This is a genomic window from Shewanella baltica (genome assembly GCF_900456975.1).
GTDB lineage: Bacteria > Pseudomonadota > Gammaproteobacteria > Enterobacterales > Shewanellaceae > Shewanella > Shewanella baltica.
In genome coordinates this window covers 3,467,025-3,485,800 of the sequence record NZ_UGYM01000002.1, presented here as the reverse complement: position 1 = coordinate 3,485,800, position 18,776 = coordinate 3,467,025, and the positions used below count along the sequence as shown (strand labels likewise).

General features: G+C 39.9%; 18 protein-coding genes. 15 read left to right on the top strand and 3 right to left on the bottom strand.

From position 1 onward, the window contains the following. Position 1: 1 nt before the first annotated feature. The 9 genes from lspA (at position 2) to DYH48_RS15580 (ending at position 8,339) form a co-directional block, all read left to right on the top strand. A complete protein-coding gene (gene lspA, locus DYH48_RS15620) occupies positions 2 to 517 on the top strand; it encodes a signal peptidase II (RefSeq protein ID WP_115335294.1) in 516 nt (171 codons plus the stop codon). Then, on the top strand, positions 514 to 936 hold the full coding sequence (gene fkpB / locus DYH48_RS15615; protein WP_006080638.1) for an FKBP-type peptidyl-prolyl cis-trans isomerase: 423 nt from the start codon (positions 514 to 516) through the stop codon (positions 934 to 936). The genes lspA and fkpB overlap by 4 nt, the downstream gene beginning before the upstream one ends. A gap of 28 nt (positions 937 to 964) precedes the next feature. Continuing rightward, the gene (gene ispH / locus DYH48_RS15610; protein WP_172481247.1) at positions 965 to 1,894 is read left to right on the top strand and encodes a 4-hydroxy-3-methylbut-2-enyl diphosphate reductase; all 930 of its coding nucleotides are present in this window, start codon (positions 965 to 967) and stop codon (positions 1,892 to 1,894) included. A gap of 185 nt (positions 1,895 to 2,079) precedes the next feature. Continuing rightward, positions 2,080 to 2,667 carry a type IV pilus modification protein PilV gene (pilV, locus tag DYH48_RS15605; RefSeq protein WP_172481246.1) on the top strand — a complete coding sequence of 196 codons (588 nt, stop codon included), beginning with the start codon at positions 2,080 to 2,082 and terminating at the stop codon, positions 2,665 to 2,667. A 14-nt stretch (positions 2,668 to 2,681) separates the two neighbouring features. Continuing rightward, positions 2,682 to 3,650, top strand: coding sequence for a PilW family protein (locus tag DYH48_RS15600; RefSeq protein ID WP_006080641.1), 969 nt, complete (start codon positions 2,682 to 2,684; stop codon positions 3,648 to 3,650). A gap of 12 nt (positions 3,651 to 3,662) precedes the next feature. Continuing rightward, positions 3,663 to 4,124, top strand: coding sequence for a pilus assembly PilX family protein (locus DYH48_RS15595; RefSeq protein ID WP_011846084.1), 462 nt, complete (start codon positions 3,663 to 3,665; stop codon positions 4,122 to 4,124). 2 nt (positions 4,125 to 4,126) lie between these two features. Beyond that, on the top strand, positions 4,127 to 7,633 hold the full coding sequence (locus tag DYH48_RS15590; protein ID WP_115335291.1) for a pilus assembly protein: 3,507 nt from the start codon (positions 4,127 to 4,129) through the stop codon (positions 7,631 to 7,633). Positions 7,634 to 7,644: 11 nt separating this feature from the next. Beyond that, entirely contained in the window at positions 7,645 to 8,037 is a 393-nt protein-coding gene (locus tag DYH48_RS15585; RefSeq protein WP_012088531.1) for a type IV pilin protein, read from the top strand. Beyond that, the gene (locus tag DYH48_RS15580) at positions 8,034 to 8,339 is read left to right on the top strand and encodes a TapY2 family type IVa secretion system protein (protein ID WP_071939253.1); all 306 of its coding nucleotides are present in this window, start codon (positions 8,034 to 8,036) and stop codon (positions 8,337 to 8,339) included. Before DYH48_RS15585 ends, DYH48_RS15580 begins: the two co-directional genes overlap by 4 nt. A gap of 91 nt (positions 8,340 to 8,430) precedes the next feature. Here DYH48_RS15580 and DYH48_RS15575 read toward each other — a convergent pair whose 3' ends face one another. Next, on the bottom strand, positions 8,431 to 8,925 hold the full coding sequence (locus DYH48_RS15575; RefSeq protein WP_115335290.1) for a GspH/FimT family pseudopilin: 495 nt from the start codon (positions 8,923 to 8,925) through the stop codon (positions 8,431 to 8,433). 149 nt (positions 8,926 to 9,074) lie between these two features. Continuing rightward, complete coding sequence (locus DYH48_RS15570) at positions 9,075 to 9,587, bottom strand: GspH/FimT family pseudopilin (RefSeq protein ID WP_115335289.1); 513 nt, start codon at positions 9,585 to 9,587, stop codon at positions 9,075 to 9,077. Between the two features lie 241 nt (positions 9,588 to 9,828). Between DYH48_RS15570 and glnB the strand changes: the two genes are divergently transcribed. Continuing rightward, positions 9,829 to 10,167: a nitrogen regulatory protein P-II gene (gene glnB, locus DYH48_RS15565; RefSeq protein WP_012088533.1), complete on the top strand. Its 339-nt coding sequence runs from the start codon at positions 9,829 to 9,831 to the stop codon at positions 10,165 to 10,167. Between the two features lie 186 nt (positions 10,168 to 10,353). Next, positions 10,354 to 11,643 carry an NAD(P)/FAD-dependent oxidoreductase gene (locus DYH48_RS15560; protein WP_006084988.1) on the top strand — a complete coding sequence of 430 codons (1,290 nt, stop codon included), beginning with the start codon at positions 10,354 to 10,356 and terminating at the stop codon, positions 11,641 to 11,643. Between the two features lie 48 nt (positions 11,644 to 11,691). On the opposite strand, the gene DYH48_RS15555 is transcribed toward DYH48_RS15560, so the two are convergent. Then, the gene (locus DYH48_RS15555) at positions 11,692 to 12,708 is read right to left on the bottom strand and encodes a LacI family DNA-binding transcriptional regulator (protein WP_006084989.1); all 1,017 of its coding nucleotides are present in this window, start codon (positions 12,706 to 12,708) and stop codon (positions 11,692 to 11,694) included. Between the two features lie 428 nt (positions 12,709 to 13,136). On the opposite strand from DYH48_RS15555, the gene DYH48_RS15550 reads away from it, so the two are divergent. The 4 genes from DYH48_RS15550 (at position 13,137) to DYH48_RS15530 (ending at position 18,754) form a co-directional block, all read left to right on the top strand. Next, complete coding sequence (locus tag DYH48_RS15550; RefSeq protein ID WP_107404014.1) at positions 13,137 to 15,761, top strand: TonB-dependent receptor; 2,625 nt, start codon at positions 13,137 to 13,139, stop codon at positions 15,759 to 15,761. A 165-nt stretch (positions 15,762 to 15,926) separates the two neighbouring features. After that, positions 15,927 to 16,349, top strand: a complete 423-nt coding sequence (tnpA, locus tag DYH48_RS15540) for an IS200/IS605 family transposase (protein ID WP_115335287.1) — start codon at positions 15,927 to 15,929, stop codon at positions 16,347 to 16,349. Positions 16,350 to 16,503: 154 nt separating this feature from the next. Beyond that, complete coding sequence (locus DYH48_RS15535) at positions 16,504 to 18,027, top strand: tryptophan halogenase family protein (RefSeq protein WP_115335286.1); 1,524 nt, start codon at positions 16,504 to 16,506, stop codon at positions 18,025 to 18,027. Between the two features lie 40 nt (positions 18,028 to 18,067). Further along, complete coding sequence (locus tag DYH48_RS15530; RefSeq protein ID WP_115335285.1) at positions 18,068 to 18,754, top strand: SapC family protein; 687 nt, start codon at positions 18,068 to 18,070, stop codon at positions 18,752 to 18,754. Positions 18,755 to 18,776: the final 22 nt, after the last annotated feature.

The following is an 18,776-nucleotide window of genomic DNA, read 5'->3' as shown; positions in this document are numbered from 1 at the left end:
TATGCCATTAACTTGGAAAGACAGTGGCTTACGTTGGTATTGGGTAGCTGTATTGGTGTTTTTCGCCGATCAGCTATCTAAACAATGGGTCTTAGCCAATTTTGATTTGCATGAATCGCTGAATTTATTGCCTTTCTTTAATTTCACTTATGTACGTAACTACGGGGCGGCCTTTAGTTTTTTAAGTGACGCCGGTGGTTGGCAACGTTGGTTATTTACGATTGTAGCGGTTGGATTCAGTACTTTATTAACAGTGTGGTTGCGTAAGCAATCTGCTTCTTTGTTGAAACTGAATCTGGCTTACACCTTAGTGATTGGTGGTGCTCTCGGTAATTTAGTTGACAGATTAATGCACGGTTTTGTGGTTGATTTTATCGATTTTTTTTGGGGTAAAAGCCACTACCCAGCTTTCAATATCGCTGATTCGGCGATTTGTATTGGTGCTGCGTTGATTATTTGGGATGCATTTTTAAGCGGTAAATCTGAAACAGATAGCACCGAAGGGGTTAAGAAGTGACTGTGACGCGATCTTTACTATGCCATATGAATATTGTGCTTTCTGATGGTTCAACCGCAGACAGCACTAAAGCTTCGGGTAAACCAGCTCGATTAAATGTGGGTGATGGTACGTTAAGTCCTGCATTTGAGGCACAATTGGCAACACTTGCTGAAGGCGATAAGCACAGTTTTACCCTTGAAGCGATTGATGCCTTTGGTGAATCGAATCCTGATGCTATTCACTATCTAGACAGAAGCCGTTTTCCGGCAGACATGAGTTTAGAAGCTGGCGTGATTGTCAGTTTTGCAGGCCCTGGTGGCAGTGAAATCCCGGGTATTGTCCGTGATGTCGCGGGTGATTCCATCACAGTCGATCTGAATCATCCTCTGGCAGGGCACAAGATCACTTTTGAACTGGACGTAGTAAAGGTACTTTAAGATGAAACTCGATCCTACCAGCCCAAGTTTGAATATTATGCTCGCAAACCCACGCGGTTTTTGTGCGGGTGTTGATCGTGCTATCAGTATTGTCGAACGGGCGTTGGAATTGTTTTCACCGCCTATCTATGTTCGCCATGAAGTCGTACATAATCGCTATGTCGTGCAGAATCTGAAGGATCGCGGTGCGGTTTTTGTTGAAGAGTTAGATCAAGTGCCGGATAACAACATTGTTATCTTCAGTGCTCATGGTGTATCCCAAGCGGTGAGACAAGAAGCAAAGACGAGAGGGTTGAGAGTTTTTGATGCGACTTGTCCCTTAGTGACCAAAGTGCACCTTCAAGTGACGCGTGCAAGCCGTAAAGGTATTGAATGTATCTTGATTGGCCACGAGGGGCACCCTGAAGTCGAAGGCACTATGGGTCAGTATGATAATCCTAACGGCGGCGTTTATCTGATTGAATCGCCTGCTGATGTGGATGCGCTAGAAGTGCGCGACCCTAACAATCTCTGCTTCGTGACCCAAACAACTTTATCTGTCGATGATACGTTAGACATTATTGCCGCGTTGCAAAAAAGGTTTCCTTCAATTGAAGGACCTCGTAAAGACGATATCTGTTATGCAACACAGAATCGTCAAGATGCGGTACGTAATCTGTCTGCAGATGTGGATTTGTTGATTGTTGTTGGTTCAAAAAACAGCTCTAACTCTAATCGGTTACGCGAGCTCGCATTGAAGACCGGAACCCAGTCTTATCTGGTGGATACTGCTGACGATGTTGAATCAAGCTGGTTCGATAATGTTTCGCGTGTTGCTGTTACCGCAGGCGCTTCTGCACCTGAGGTCTTAGTTCAACAAGTTGTCCAAGCAATTGCGAAACTTGCTCCTAGCGTGGTGACCGAAGTCGAAGGCCGTAAGGAAGACACTGTCTTTGCGGTGCCTGCCGAACTGCGCTAAATATATGTGATGTTAAGTTATTTATAAAAAAGAGGCGATAAGCCTCTTTTTTATTGCCTCAAATTCATTCAAGGCATAATGATATCAATGCTTATACGCTATTGTTACTGGCTACTTACATTTTACTCATCTATTATTAACTGTTGGTAATTTTTTGTCGTAAGACTAAGATTTTAAAAGGGTAAATAGCTGAAAAGCTTGTCAAAAATATGACTAAATTCGAACGATTGACACAAGGTGACTTTCAACGGGGCTTCTCATTAATTGAAGTGCTTGTTGCATTGGTGATCTTAGTCATTGGCTTAATCGGTATTTTTAATCTACATATCGTTGCAAAGCGTGGCAGCTTCGAGTCATTTCAGCAAACCCAAGCCTCCTATTATGCGAACGATATTATCAATCGAATGAAGCTGAATAGAACACAACTGAGCAATTACGATGGAGAGTACACAGGTTCTCTGGGTAAACCCGGTAGTGTTTGTGATGTTGCAGTTGGAGCCTTGAATATATGTACTCCAGAAGAGACAGAAGCTTGGGACCTATATCAGTGGGAGCAGAGTTTTATGGGGGCAGCTGAAGTTGTGGATAGTCAGAATGTTGGGGGATTAGATTCACCAACGGCTTGTATTAGTGTAAATGGTTCAACTGTAACAGTTGCTGTTGCGTGGAGAGGGATCCGAGAGGGCGCGGGTACAAGTTATTCAGGTAGTGAATGCGGAAAAGATATTGGTACGCGTAGACGGCTTTTTATTCTTTCGACAGTGATTATTTAGGTTAATTAATTATTATGGCCAATTCAAGAAACAGCCAGAAAGGGATGTCATTAGTTGAGTTAATGGTCTCTATGGTCATTGGCCTATTTCTCACTCTTGGGCTTTTTGCCATGTTTAGCATGTCCTCTTCTAATGTAATTACGACGAGCCAATTTAATCAATTACAAGAAAATGGCCGAATTGCTTTATCACTAATGGAAAGAGATATCAGCCAATTAGGTTTCATGGGGGACATAACGGGAACCGATTTTGTACTTGGGACCAATATGACCTTGAGGGATGGTATTGCAAATGATTGCATTGGTGCAGGCGTAAATAACGGTACTTTACCTAATGCAGAACCTGCACATTTTAGACGTCTGTGGGGATACGAAGAAGGTAAGAGTGGAGATACGTTAAGTTGCTTATCTGGTGTAAATCAGAATACTGACGTAATTCAAATCAAAAGGTTAGTAGGGCCACCGGTCACTAATCCAGATGGTGAACGTTTTTACATGGCAGCAACCTCGAGTGAAGCAGTGATGTTTAAAGGTGGTAATCCGCCTAATCCTGTGCTCGAAAATGCACGTTTTTGGGAGTATCAACATCATGTCTATTTTATTAAAAATGATGGTTCCGTACCTGTTTTACGTCGAAAAACGTTAACTAAAAATAATGGCATGAACAACGAAGAGCAGTTAGTTGAAGGCATAGAGAATATACGTATTCTCTATGGTTTTGATAGTAACGGAGATGATACGGCCGATAGTTTTATGCCAGCAGAAAATGTAACAACATTAATGTGGGATAACGAATTATTTCAACGGCTTGTTGCATTAAGGGTTTTTTTATTGGTTCGTGCTATCGATGAAGATAAAAGTTATACCAATGAAACAACTTACACTTTAGGCGATAAAGAAATTAAGAATTTGAATGATCATTATCGCCGCAAGATTGTCTCGACGACTATGGTACTTGCTAACCCTGTACTAATTAGAAACTAGAAGGCTGGTGACATGAAAAAGCAAAAGGGAATAGTGTTATTTTTTGCTCTGATTGTATTGTTACTTATGACTATCATCGGTGTTGCTTTAGCTGTTAATTCAACCCAGTCCATGCGTATGTCTGGAGCTGGCTCAGAACGAATAGAAGCGAAGTCTATTGCCGATGGCGGTTTAGAAGCTGCAATTGAGGCAAATAAAGGCGCTAGCTTAGCCAAATTATCTGAGATTTCATCTGTGGCTGAATTTGGTTCTAACCAAACATTAACGCCAATTCCTTACGAAGTTGATGGAGCCGGTAATGTCGTCATTAGTGCTAAAGATGTCGGCTGTCAGCGAAGTGCAAGGGCGAATAGTGGTAATTTAATCAGTTGTCGGCGGATTGAAATTAGTAGTACTGCCGCCTTTGGTCGGGATGATTTAGGTCAGCTCACTGTAGTCGCAGGTGTGGAACAAGAAGTTTTAACTGGGAGTTAGATATGATTATTAAAAAGCTGGCTTGTTCTACACTACTTGTGCTGACTTTTGTGTCGGCTTACTCCTTTGGTGATGATACTGAATTGTATGTAAAAGAGTCGACAACTCGAACAGGCGCAAGACCGAAAGTACTTGTCATATTTGATAACTCGGGAAGTATGTCGACAGAAGAAATCACTCAGGTTGTAGATTATGACCCTAACTATAACTACCCAGCTGTAAGTGGTTCTGGGTATAGTGATACTCTTATTTATTATGCTGTTGGCGGTGGAGGATTACCAACTCCTGATACCAGTTCTGACAAGCGTTATTTTAAAGCAAGTTTAAATGGATGTAGTCAAAGCAAAGCAGCATTAGCAGAGCTTGGACGTTTTACTGGCTATATTCGAGAGTTTACAGCGAGTGGTACTACAGGTATTTGGAAAGAACTGCCTGAAACTAACGGTACTGCAATAAGTGTAGTTGATTGTTGGCAGGATATTTCAAAAACAGATCCTAACAATTCATCATCATACTCTAATGGATTTCCTGCCAATGGCCTAACAACTGGGTCTGGTAAAAAAAAGAAAGCCTATCCCTATTTTACTTCTTCATCTCCAGGGACGAGTTGGGCTGATGCTTTAGCCGCTGCAAATAATACTGATTTTGGCGTTGGTCAACCTGTTACCTTGTACACTGATAATTATCTAAGATGGTACGGATTATCTAAAGCAGGGAAATTACCAACAGTAAAAGTTTCAAGACTAGAAATTGCGAAGAAAGCGATTTCTAATATTATTAGTTCAACTCCAACAGTGGATTTTGGACTTGCTGTATTTAACTATAATTATCCAAATGAAGGTAACCGAGACGGTGGGAGAATTGTCTCTGGCATTACTCAGATGACGGATAGTACGCGTGCGAGTTTACTAACTACTATTGATAATTTGTTGGCAAAAACAAATACACCACTATGTGAGACTATGTATGAAGCTTACCGTTACTTTGCAGGAAAGGGAGTTAAATATGGTCATGGTGATACTGATTATGGCTCGTATGTAGGAAATAAACCCCCTTATGATAGTTTAGTGGAGAAGGGGGGGAGCTACGAAAGTCCATTTAAAGTATGTACGGATATTGCTTATGTTATTTATGTCACTGATGGCACTCCTACTGTTGATAAAAATGCAAATAATGATGTTATTAGTTTAACGGCTTCAGGAAGTAAAGAAGGTAATTATTCCTCATTTTCTAAAAATTTAGATACGGCAAGTTATTTACCCGCCTTAGCTAGTTATATGTTTAATAATGATTTAATCAATAAACTGGACAGCTCGAATACTGAGCAGGTGCAAAATGTTCGAACTTATACTATTGGCTTTAGTAAAGGTGCTGAAGATGCCGCCCCTTTACTTGCTGAAACTGCAAAAAGAGGTGGCGGTTTATATTTTGCGGCTCAGAACAGTCTTGAACTACAGAATGCACTGAATGATGCTTTATCGAATATTTTGAACATTGATTCAAGTTTTACCTCCCCCAGTATCGCCAGCAATAATTTTGATAGAACTCAAACATTTGACGCAGCTTATTACGCGATGTTTTTACCTGGCAAAGGGCCTCGTTGGAGTGGTAATTTAAAGAAATTAAAAGTGACTGCAGATGGAACACTGGTTGATAGCAAAGGTAATGCCGCTATCGCCGATAACGGGAATATTAAAGACGGCGCCTGTACTATATGGTCAAACTGTGATGCGCAAAAGGACGGCAATAAAGTTGAGGTAGGAGGCGTTGCAGCGCAAATAAGGACACAATCGGTTAGAAAAATTGTAAGTGATTTAGGGGCGGGATCAAGTTTAACGCCATTAACGCTTGCTAATGCACAAAGTGCAGCAGGTGGTGATACAGCGTTAGCTAGTTACATGAGAACTAGTGTAGATGAGCTTACAAATACATTCGATTGGCTCAAAGGGATAGATGTCGATGACGATAACAAAGATGGTAGTACGACTGATAAACGTAATGATGTTATGGGTGATCCACTTCACTCTAAGCCGCTAGCTCTTAATTTTGGTTCATCTACAGCAACTGATATTCGTATTATGTTAGGCACTAATCAAGGTGTTTTGCATATGTTTAAAGATGCGGGAGAGTCTGTATCAGAAACTTGGGGATTTATTCCCTATGAATTATTGCCTAATTTAACAGAACTAAGGAGTAATGATCCTTCAGGTGTGCATACAGTATATGGAATAGACTCATCACCAGTCGCTTACACTGAGACGGATGCTACAGGCAAAGTAATTAAAGCATGGGTTTATGTCGGCATGCGTCGAGGTGGTTCGTCTTATTATGCCCTTAATGTGACAAATCCTGACAGTCCTACTTTAATGTGGTCGATTAATCCTTCAACCGAAGGTTTTTCAGATCTCGGACAAACATGGTCTGAACCAATAGTGACAAAAATCGTCGGTTATGAAAAGCCTGTACTCATTTTTGGTGGTGGCTATGATACAAGCTTTGATGCCACTCCTTCTTCTTCGCCGGCTGGTCGTGCAGTGTATATTGTCGATGCAGAGAAGGGGACTTTGATTCATTCTTTTGGCGGTTCGGCCTCGGGTGCAACAGTACTTTCTGGCATTCAGGATAGCATTCCAAACTCAGTCGCGGTACTTGATAGTAATAATGATGGTTACACAGATCGAATTTATGCAACTGATGTTGGTGGTAATGTTTGGCGTATGGATTTGCCCAGTGCTAGCCAGAGTAGTTGGACCGCATTTAAATTTGCAGCGCTGGGAGGAAGCAATAACGATAATAGACGCTTTTTTGCCGAGCCCGTGGTTGCACAAACGATGTTTACTAATATTGCTGAAGTTAAAGTGACGACTGGTACTGGAACGACAACTACCAAAACCTACCAAAATGTTCCCTATGATGCCGTCGTGATAGGCAGTGGCGCCAGACCTCATCCTTCTAGTACTGCAGTGAATGACATGTTTTTCACGTTGCAGGATAGGAATGTGGTGACTAAGAGTTTTACTGGCAGTGATATTCCAAGCGTGATTACCATCAATGATCTCTATGACGTGTCTTCTAGCGCACCAGTTTCGGAGACTGATAATATTAGCTTTGGTAAAAAACTAGGCTGGTTTTATGATTTTTCTGGATTAGGAGAGAAGAGCTTAACTGCCGCCTTAATTGTGCAAGGGAAGGTATATTTCACCTCTTACTCACCACCTGCAGATTCTGTTGCCGAAAACGTCTGTGTAGTTTCTGGGTCTGGGAAGCTCTATGTATTTGATCTTCATAAGGGAACAAGAACCTTCTCCCAGTTGTATTTTGAGCTTGGTGAGCGAGTACCCGATACGCCTCAGATTGTTATCCCTGCACCTGAAACGGGGAAGGATCCTTACATTTATATTATTGGAGTGGGTAAGGGTGAGAAAAACAAAGATGGTGAATATAGTGGAACGATAAATGTAGCCTCTGGTTTAGGTGTGAATAAAATTTATTATCATATAAATGAATGAGTTATTAATTTATGAAGGTTCAATGTAAAGGTTTTACACTAATTGAAGTTATGATAACGGTTGTTATTATCGGAATCTTAGCTGCTATTGCTTACCCGTCCTATACTCAATACATAGCATTGAGTGCTAGGTCGGAAGGATTGGCTGCATTAATGCGTATTGCAAATTTACAAGAGCAGTATTACTTAGATAATCGTGTGTATGCAACTGATTTAAGTAAGTTAGTTGGTGCTAATCCCTATGTAACAGAGCATCAGCACTACTCTGTGTCATCAAGTGGGACGTCAAGCTTTACGATTAAGGCTGTTGCTCAAGGCGTTCAGGCTAGCCGTGATGCTGCTTGCTCTCCTTTAACAATATCAGATACTGGGGCAAAAGGTCCGAGTGCGGAGTGTTGGAAATGAAATTAATTAACCTCGTTATCGCAGTCGTTTTATTGCCTAACTTAGTTTGGGCGGACTCTAGCATTACTGCCAGCGAACAGGACTTTAAATGCTATATTACTTCGAAAAAAAGTGCTGAGATCGCTTTTTATCGTTGGAAGAGTAGTGAAATGAATTTAAGAATGGCGAGCCTTGTTGGCACGATTCATCAATCAAATGATGGCTCTAAATATTACATCTATAGTGCGGAAGAGTGTGTCACATTAAACGCTGAATTTACTAATACGAAGGCGCAAGTGTTGGATAAGTTAACACCGAGATAAACATGGACATATATTTTTAAATGTTAACAACTAACGATTTAAGGATCATATTATTTTAGGGTAGTGAACGGTAGATTTAATCTCCTTTAGTTTATGTGCAGTTTTGCCCATCTGCGCCTTCTCTTATCAAACCTGAAGTACTAATCTTAAGGCTTTTAGAACCGTCACTTTTCCCGTTTGAACAATAAATTATTGATGTTTCGACTGATACTAAGCCATCTGGTGTGAAGTCCACTTTTTTATCAGCTGGCCCCGATAGTGAAATGACATCATGCTCATTAAAACTATCAATTACTTTGAGTACATTTTTTGCTCCTCCATTATCAATATAAACACTGAATCCTTTATTCCAGTCAGTACCGCATGGAGATGCTGCGTATGGGCAAACAGTAACCGTGGCACCATAGTTGACGGCTTGATTTCTTGCAAAGGCAAACACATCGCTAATTTTTCGTATTTCATTAGTGCTGCGTGTCCCTTCGTATAGTGACGTAAGTGATGGAACGCCTATTGCTAACAAAATTGCCGCTACAGCGATCGTTACCATCAGTTCTACTAATGTGAACCCTTTTGATATGACTAACATATAAATATCCTCGTTAAAACTTAACTAAGTATATGCGAGGAGAGTACTAATGGTCAGTACCTATTCTATATTTTTAGTATAACCAATAAGTTGTTGTTCAAGGTTTTATATAATTGAATTTGTTTGAATACGGAAATACACATATTAATCTAATTACAACTGATATTTTTAGCTGTAGAAAATCGAATTCTACCTGCCTGATTAACAACAATTGCACGGGAGTTTTTGCTATCTACGGTCCTTGGGCAGTATTTGAAAGTACCATTACTTCCTGAAGCCAATCCATCGGGTTGAAACTTTATCGAGCTTTTGTTGTATTTTAAAAAGTCTTTTGTATCAAATTCATCAATAATACGAATGACTTTATCGTTAACATCTAAGGTTTCTACCGTATCAGAATCAATGAATACAGTTAATCCTTTTTGCCAATTTTGAGTACATTTTCCATCCACGAGTGGGCAAACAGTAACTCTATATCCATAATTAATCGCCGTATTTCGAGCCAGCATGAGTGTTTGTTGGATAGTCCTGATATTGGAATCCGCTCTTATTTGATCGCTGAGATCCGTAAAGGATGGCGTACCCACAGTAAACAAGATGGTTGAAATCGATAGCGTAGTCATAAGTTCTATCAGGCTAAAGCCTTTTTGATGAGTGTTCATAACAAATCCCTGTTATTTTGCGCTTGCATCCCGCGAGCGAGTTAGTTTTGGCTAGAATGTAAGTATAAAGTCTGGCGCTATACTCATAGTGCTTTTTTTAGACTTTTATGTGCTAAAAGCGATTTTGTAGAAACTGTGTTTTATGAGTAAAGCACTACATTCACTTCAATATTGACCTAACCCCGTGTAAGCTAGTGTTATTCTGTTTGTTTATGTTATTGCAAGGGATGAGGAATTTTTAATGAAAAAAGTTGAAGCCATTATTAAGCCATTTAAATTAGACGACGTAAGAGAATCCCTTGCTGAGATTGGCATTACAGGTATGACGGTTTCTGAGGTCAAGGGTTTTGGCCGTCAGAAAGGGCATACAGAGCTCTATCGTGGCGCTGAATACATGGTGGATTTTCTGCCAAAAGTGAAAATAGAGTTAGTGATCCAGGACGATCTGCTCGACCAAGCAATTGATGTGATCGTTGAAACTGCCCGCACAGGAAAGATAGGCGATGGTAAAATTTTTGTTACTGATGTCGAGCGAGTGATTCGTATCCGTACCGGTGAAGAAAACGAAGAAGCGGTATAAGCTGCTTAAGAACGATTCTAAAGGGCTTAGTTGCCCTTTTTTGTTGGCTAAGCTGATGGAAGTACGGCTGAGTTTCTGAAATATCTTTAATGCAAAATCGTCAGTTTTACTGAACTAATGTAGTTATCTCTTATCTGTAACATGGTATAACTGAGCCTCGCAAATGAGTTTTATGAGGTTGTCATTTTGGCTACAAAAAGAATAGTGATCGTGGGCGGTGGTGCAGCTGGTTTAGCACTTGCATCTAAGTTGGGCCGTAAATGGGGCGGTAGTGATGTCGTCGATGTGTGCTTAATTGACCGAAGTCCTATTCATATTTGGAAGCCTAAATTACACGAAGTTGCTGTTGGCGTGATCGATCAATCTATTGAAGGTTTACTCTACCGCGATCATGGGCTTAAAAATGGTTACCGCTATATTCGCGGTGAGATAGAGCAGTGCGACCCTGATGCTAAATCGATTCAGTTAGCCGCCGTCTATAATGACGAAGGCGAGTTACTCTTAGAGCAGCGACAAATCGATTATGATTTTTTAGTCCTTGCTCTTGGTGGTGTTTCTAATAGTTTCAATACATTAGGAGCTGATGAACACTGCATCTTCTTAGATAGCCTCGAAAATGCCAACCTATTCCACCATAAATTACTCGACGCATTACTCCAATTAAACGAAACACAAGAAAGAGTCAGTATTGGCATTGTTGGTGCTGGTGCGACCGGTGTTGAATTGGCGGCAGAACTTCATCATGTGATTGAATCCGTTAAAGAGTATGGCTATCTGAATATTGCTACACATCATCTTGATGTGCATTTGATTGAAGCATCACCCAAAATTCTCCCCCAATTACCTGAGCGTGTGAGCGCTAGGGCGCAGGCAGTTCTTGATAAGATAGGTATACGTTTACATATCGGTGTTCAAGTTAAAGAAGTGACTCGTGATGGTTTTATTACCCAAGATGGGGATGTGATTAAAGCGGGCTTAAAAGTCTGGGCGGCAGGTGTAAAAGGGCCAAAAGCGTTTCAGAACTTTACAAAATTGCCCATTACGCCGCGAAATCAGGTTGAAGTTGATGACTGCATGCGAGTCAAGGGCCATCAAGATATTTACGCCCTTGGCGATTGCGCTCTATTGATCCAAAGTTCTGGTCAGCCTGTTCCACCAAGGGCGCAAGCTGCGGCACAGATGGCTGATACTTTGTTTGATAATATCGTTAATCGATTACAAGGTAAGCCTGAAAAGGCCTTTGTTTACAAAGATTACGGTTCATTAGTGTCTTTAAGCCGCTTCTCTGCGGTAGGTAATTTGATGGGGAACCTACGCTCTGGCACTTTCTTTGTCGAAGGGCATATTGCAAGATTGATGTATATCTCTTTGTATCAGAGGCATTTAGCCAGCCTTTATGGTTGGTTTTCGGCAATAGTGTATCGAGTGGCACAAAAGTTATTGAGGTGGCAGCGTCCAAAGCTCAAATTACATTGATTTCTATGTAATGTAGGGCAAAAAAGAGAGCAAATATGCTCTCTTTTTTTATTGTTTAGGAATTGCTGACGAGTCACGAATGATAGGTTCAGGTGTAAAGGTCTTAGAATATATCGCATCCTGCTCGCGACGTTTTGCTATTAATAATTCTGTTGCGACTTGCGCTATTTCTGCGTTTGGCTGATGTACTGTGGTGAGTTTAGGCCAGGTTTGACGTGAGAATGGGCTATCTTCGAAACCGACAATCGATAAGTCTACTGGGATATCTAAACCCGCTAAACGAGCAGCAAAAAGTGCTCCAGCGGCAATTTCATCATTACAAGCCACAATCGCAGTCGGACGATGTTTTAGTTTAATAAGCTTATTCGCACCGTCAACACCAGACTCAAATGAGTACTTCCCTTCAATTATGTAGTTTTCATTCAGTTTCAGGCCATTTATTGTTAATGCTTGTTTAAAACCAAGTAACCGTTCTTTAGTGGATTCATGGTGTAAATCCCCACTTAAAAACGCAATATGCTTGTGGCCTAAGTCAATCAGATGCTGGGTGATTTCAACTGCACCAAATTTATCGTTGACTAAAATAGTCAATCCATTCTGATCGTTGTCCTTTTCACCTGCAATAATGCGCACATAGTTAGCATCAATCTCAGTAAGCGCTTTGAGTACTTTCGGATCTTCTGACAAGGGAGGCGTCAGTACTAATCCCGCTAGCCTAGAATATTTGACTAGTGCAGTAAGCTCATCACAAATGGTCTCTGATTTGGCATTGCAAGGATGGATGACAAGTTCATAGCCCTTGTCTTTACAGGCTGCCAAGATCCCATTTTGCATATCAATAATGTAGTAAGCGTTTGGATTATCGTAAATAAAACCAATAGCATAGGATTTAGTACCCGCGAGGTTTCTCGCCGCTAAATTCGGTTGGTAGTTAAGCGCTTTTATCGCCTCGTTCACTTTGTCAACTGTGGCCTGCTTTACTGAAGGTTCGTTATTGGTGACACGGGATACTGTCTTGATAGACACTCCAGCATATTTAGCTACGTCGTTGATAGTGACTTTCATTGATGTAAAAACTCTTTGTCTAAGGTCGCGAAGGGTTAACTGTTCTATGAACGTAAATTCTTTACCAGCAATTTACAAGCTTACATTTTTATCAGTATTTTCTTACTTATGCGTCTTATAGTGCGAGCTTTTGATGTGCTTAGCAATCCTGAATTGTTACAAATTGGCGTTAATTTATCGTTGTTACAATTATGCTTGGAGTTGTAAATTTACGTCATAATATTAAAGCTCATGTTTTATAATGATTTTTAATAAAATTACTGATTCAAAATTCTGCTTTATGACATTTTTTTGCATCCATCGTTATTTTGTTGTGGCAAGGCTGTTAATTATTGTGTAATGTTTGCACTAGACATGACAGCGTTGTCATTCCGCAGGGAATGGTTATGAATACTAAAACGATAATAAAGTTATGGAAGGGAAACGAGATGCGACCATCAATCTTTAAGAAAACTGTACTAGCAACAAATATTGCTATCCTACTCGGCAGTGCTGTATCCATCAGCGCTGTCGCTGCAGATGCCGCGGCAACCACCGCAGCACCAGAAAATATTGAAAAAATTGAAGTTCGCGGTATGAGAGCATCAATGAAGGCATCAGTTAACGATAAACGTTTTTCTGATGCTGTAGTAGATGCTGTTACTGCTGAAGATATTGGTAAGTTTCCTGATGGAGACGTGGGTGAGTCATTAGGTCGTATTCCTGGTGTCGCAGTAAACCGTCAGTTTGGTCAAGGTCAGCAAGTATCGATCCGTGGTGCTTCTAGCCAATTAACCAGTACTCTGCTAAATGGTCATTCTGTGGCTTCAACGGGTTGGTTCGACCAACAAGCAATTGACCGTAGTTTCAATTACAGCTTATTACCACCAGAAATGGTTGGTGGTATTCAAGTATTTAAATCATCTCAAGCAGATATTGCTGAAGGTGGTATTGGCGGTACTGTAATTGTTAAAACACGCAAACCATTAGACTTAGATGCTAATTCAGTATTCTTAAGTGCTAAGGGGGACTATGGCACTGTATCTGAAGAGATAGACCCGCAAACCTCAGGACTTTATAGCTGGAAAACGGAAGATGAAAAATTTGGTTTCTTAGTTGCAGGTTCTTTGGATAAAACTCAATATCAACGTAATGGTATTGAGTCTTTGCTTGGTTGGGGAGAGATCGTTCCGACCACATTCCAGCAAGATCGTGAACGAACAGCTGTAAATGCTGCATTCCAATACAGACCAACTGACAATCTTGAGTTTGGTTTGAATTTGATGAGCCTTCAACTTGATGCAAACAATGCTAACACTTCAATTTTCTTATTCCCTACTCAACAAGGTGAAAATACTTGCCTTAAGAAAAATGCTGCAGGTGTTTGTACATTAGTTGAACACACAGGTAAAGGCGGTTTTGCTTGGGCTCAAACTTGGGCACGTAAAGCTAGCATGTCATCTGACACTATTGATTTAGATTTTGCATATCAAGCAGATGCTTATAAATTAGAAGGGCGTATCGGTAAAACTAAAGCTGAAGGCGGTACCGATATAACTTCAAACTATGGTCAGTCTATTGGTAAGCCTGAAGATTTCGCGGGTACTTATGATGCTACTGGTGATGTAATTGGAATCAACATTGCTAATAACTCATTTGATGCTTCAGATTTCAATGGGCAATTAGAAACAGCGGGTTGGGCGCTCAAAAAACAACCTAATACAGATGAAGAGTCATTTGCGACATTTGACATTACCATTCCTGTTGAACTAGGCGCTATCACATCATTTAAGTCAGGGATTAGCTATGCTGATCATGATGTTACACAGACGACAGAAGCTGCCCAATCATCCAATATAGTGGCAAAAGATGCTTCGGCTTATTATTCTGGCACTATGTCATCAGGTGCTGGCTTCACGTTACCAAAACCAATTTTTGATAACATGATTAATGATGCTTATGCAGCTATTGATGGTTTTACTCTTGATAAGTCTGGATATGGCACTCTGCAAGAAAAGAACTTAGCACTCTATACTATGGCTACATTTGCTGGTGAAGGTGTGCGCGGTAACTTTGGCTTAAGATATGTTTCTACTGATGTTGAGTCTGATTATTATGCATTTAGTAAAACAGGTACTTACGCAGATGGCTTAAGTACTGATAAAGCCAGTTATAACGATGTGTTACCAAGCGTGAATATTGCATTTGACCTTGCCAGTGATTTAATTTTAAGAGCCTCTGCCGCTCAAGTTATTTCACGTCCAAATTATGCTGATTTATTCGCTACGTCTAAGTTACCAGGTTTCAATGACGGTACTCCTGGCAATGAGAAGAAAGTCACAGGTAGCGTGAATTTACAGCCTTTTAAAGCTTCACAAGCGGATGTAAGCTTGGAGTGGTACTTCAGTGGTGAAGGTTTATTTGCTGCAACATATTTTATTAAAGATGTGAGTTCATTCATCTCTACAAGAGAAAAACTGAATCAACAAATCGGTATTGAAGATCCTAACTTAATTGCTGCCGGCGGTAGTACATGTGGTGCAGGTATTTACGATTGTTGGACTGTGAGTGAGAATTATAACGCTAACGGTGGTTCAATTGACGGTATCGAGCTTCAGTTACAAGATTCATTCGATAGTGGTTTAGGTTACTCAGTTAACTACACATTTGCAGACGCTTCATCACCAGCTGAAAATTATGCAGATCGTGTTGGAGTATTCTCTGACTCATCCAAACATACTGTAAACTTAGTTGGTTACTACGAAATGGATGATTTTTCTGCTCGCGTAGCTTATAACTGGCGTTCTGAATACATGATGCGTGAATTACCAGGGTTCTATGGTAACCGTGAACATCAAGCGTATGGTACCTTAGATTTAAGTGCTAGTTATAATCTAACAGATTATCTGTCGTTAACTTTTGAAGTGGTTAACTTGCTTGAAGAAGATAGCGTACAAAAAGGTGTATCACCTGTAGATGCTGAAGGTGTTATCAGTGAATTTAAAGATAACTATCCAGTATGGAGCTTCGATGGTGAAGCCCGTTATAAACTGGGTGTAGCATTACGCTTCTAATGTAGATGTTGTGATTGATAAGAGCCTAGCATTTGCTAGGCTTTTTATTGTCATCCCAAAACCACCGCCTCTGGCGGTGGTGATTGTTCCTTGAGGCTATAGCCTGAATTACGCCCATGCTAAAAGAGACTTCTTATTCACCACAAGTAAGAGGAAACGAAAAGCATGGGCGATTATAGAAGTTCATCACATGTTTATTGGCGTTGCAAATATCATATTGTTTGGACTCCGAAGTACCGTTTTAAAATTTTAAAAGGAAACCTTGGTAAGGAGTTATATAGGTCAATTTATATCCTTTGCAATATGAAGGGTTGTGAGGTTTTAGAATTAAACGTTCAGATAGACCACGTTCACTTGGTAGTCATAATCCCGCCGAAGCTGTCAGTATCAACGCTGATGGGAGTATTGAAAGGAAGAAGTGCGATAAGGCTATTCAATAAATTCCCTCATGTACGTAAAAAGCTATGGGCCAGAGGTTATTTTGTAGATACAGTAGGGGTTAATGAAGAAATCATTAGACGATATGTGCGCCATCAAGATAAACAAGATCAGGAACATGAGGCTCAATTGTCGTTGCTGATGATGTAGGTTCTTGGAATAGCCCCTTCCAGGGGCAAGTCAAAGCCGCTTTCTAAGAAGGCGGATTCTTTACTATTTTCTATAAAATATTAAATTAAGTGTGTTAATTTTCGTGATGTAAGATATCAATTTATATATTCATGCTTAATTTTGGAATCATGCTATGACAATAAAAACGATAGCGATTGTTGGTGGTGGGACATCTGGTTGGTTAGCCGCTAATCATATAGGTCGATTTTTAAAGGATAATCCAGAGTTATCTATTACGCTCATAGAATCACCTGGTATTCCTATTATTGGTGTAGGTGAGGGGACTGTCCCCTCGATTCGTAAATCATTATCTAGTTTTGGAATAAGTGAATCAGAATTTATAAATTCTTGTGATGTAACTTTTAAACAGTCAATAAAATTTGTAAATTGGTTAGATAGAACTAAACACGGTAACAATAATTTTTATCATCACCTTTTTGATATGCCGAGTCCATTTGGTGAGGATTTAACACCATATTGGTTAATTAATCCTAGGGAGCACTTTGCAGATTTAGTCTCGTCACAACATGCCGTTTGTGAAGAAAATAAGGCTCCAAAATTCATAACAACTCCGGAGTATAGTGGAGTTACGGGTTATGCTTACCACCTTAATGCCGCTAAGTTTGCCATGCTATTAGCTAAGAATGCGACTGAACGCTTTAACGTTGAACATGTTCACGCAACTGTGAATGATGTTTCATTTGGTATAGATGGTTCAATTCGCTCACTGTTGACTGACAAAGGCGAGCTAATTTTTGACTTTTACATTGATTGCAGTGGTTTCGAATCTATTTTGTTAGCAAAAAGGTTTGATGTACCATTTATCGATAAGTCACAACAACTCTTCGTTAATACAGCGTTAGTTACTCAAGTGCCCACACAGGATTTCGAAAAAATTCCTCCATTTACTATTGCAACTGCCCATAAGGCGGGATGGATTTGGGATATCGCCCTTACACAAAGGCGCGGAACTGGATTCGTCTACTCAAATGATCATATGAGTAATGCTGAAGCTGAAGATAAATTTGACCAGTACTTAGGTGGTAAACTTGCAGAGCTTACACCTCGAAAAATCCCAATGAAAGTTGGCTATCGTCAACAGTTTTGGGTAAAAAATTGCGTCGCATTAGGTTTAGCGCAAGGTTTTTTAGAACCGATAGAAGCAACATCTATTTTACTCACGGACTTTTCTGCGCGATTTCTTGCAGAACGATTTCCTTCTGATAAAGATGATATTGATTATCTTGCTAAGCGTTTTAATGAAATAGTTTCTCAAGCGTGGGAGAGAGTCGTCGAATTTGCTAAGTTGCACTATTGCTTATCTGACAGATCTGACTCAGCTTTCTGGCGCGATAATCGTTCTGATAAAACAATCCCTGAGGGCTTAAAACAACGTCTTAAAATGTGGCGAAATTTTATTCCAATCGCAGAGGATTTTCCTTCAAAGTTTGAAGTGTTCAACAGAGAAAATTATTTATATGTACTTTATGGTATGAAGTATTTTACTCGCCCAACTTATAGCAATGCGGAAGTTGATAAACGCGTTGTTCAACATTTGGCTAAGATGAAGTTGTTAAAAAGTAAAATGATAAGTGAGTTGCCAGAACATAGAGAACTACTTGATAAAATCCGTCTCTACGGATTGCAATCCATATAGATTTTTATGAATTGCATAAAAACATTAACAAGGAAAAAAGATGACAACACATTATGTCCCTTTGAATAATTCTATTCATAGACACTTAAAAGTAAACAATATTGTTGACTATAAAGTTTTTGAAAAAATGCACATGTTGCCTCTTCAGGTTCAAGAGTTCATGTCAGCAGCGACTAGTTTTCCCATTATATTTACCAAAAATGCTCAAACAGGTGAATTCTTACCTGTAGCTATTACATCTTTAAAAGAAAATTCGAACAAATTAATGATAAACGGTAGGTGGATATCGCGTTATTTACCTATTCAAGTTCAATTGTATCCTTTCGGTGCGAGCTATACTGATAATAAAATAATTATTGGAATTGATCTAAATAATTCGTCGGTGTCCGAAATCGGAGATAATTCTTTGTTTACAACTGATGGCGATAACACCGCTTATCTCAATACACAACTAGAGTTAGCTAGTCTTCAGGCTAACTATCAGGAAATGACAAAACATTTTATTAGTATTTTAATACAGCATGATCTATTGCAGCCTAGAACATTAACTGTAAATGCTCAGGATGGAACTAAGACCAATATTAATGGTATTTATACCGTTGATGAACAAAAAATGCATGAGCTAGAAGAAGTAGTCATGTTAGATTTTGCAAAACGTGGATTCTACTCTGTGATTTATGCGCATCTTTGTTCTCTTAGTTTAATTGATTTAGTCATGGAAAAATAACATTTAAAGAATGGTGCCATGC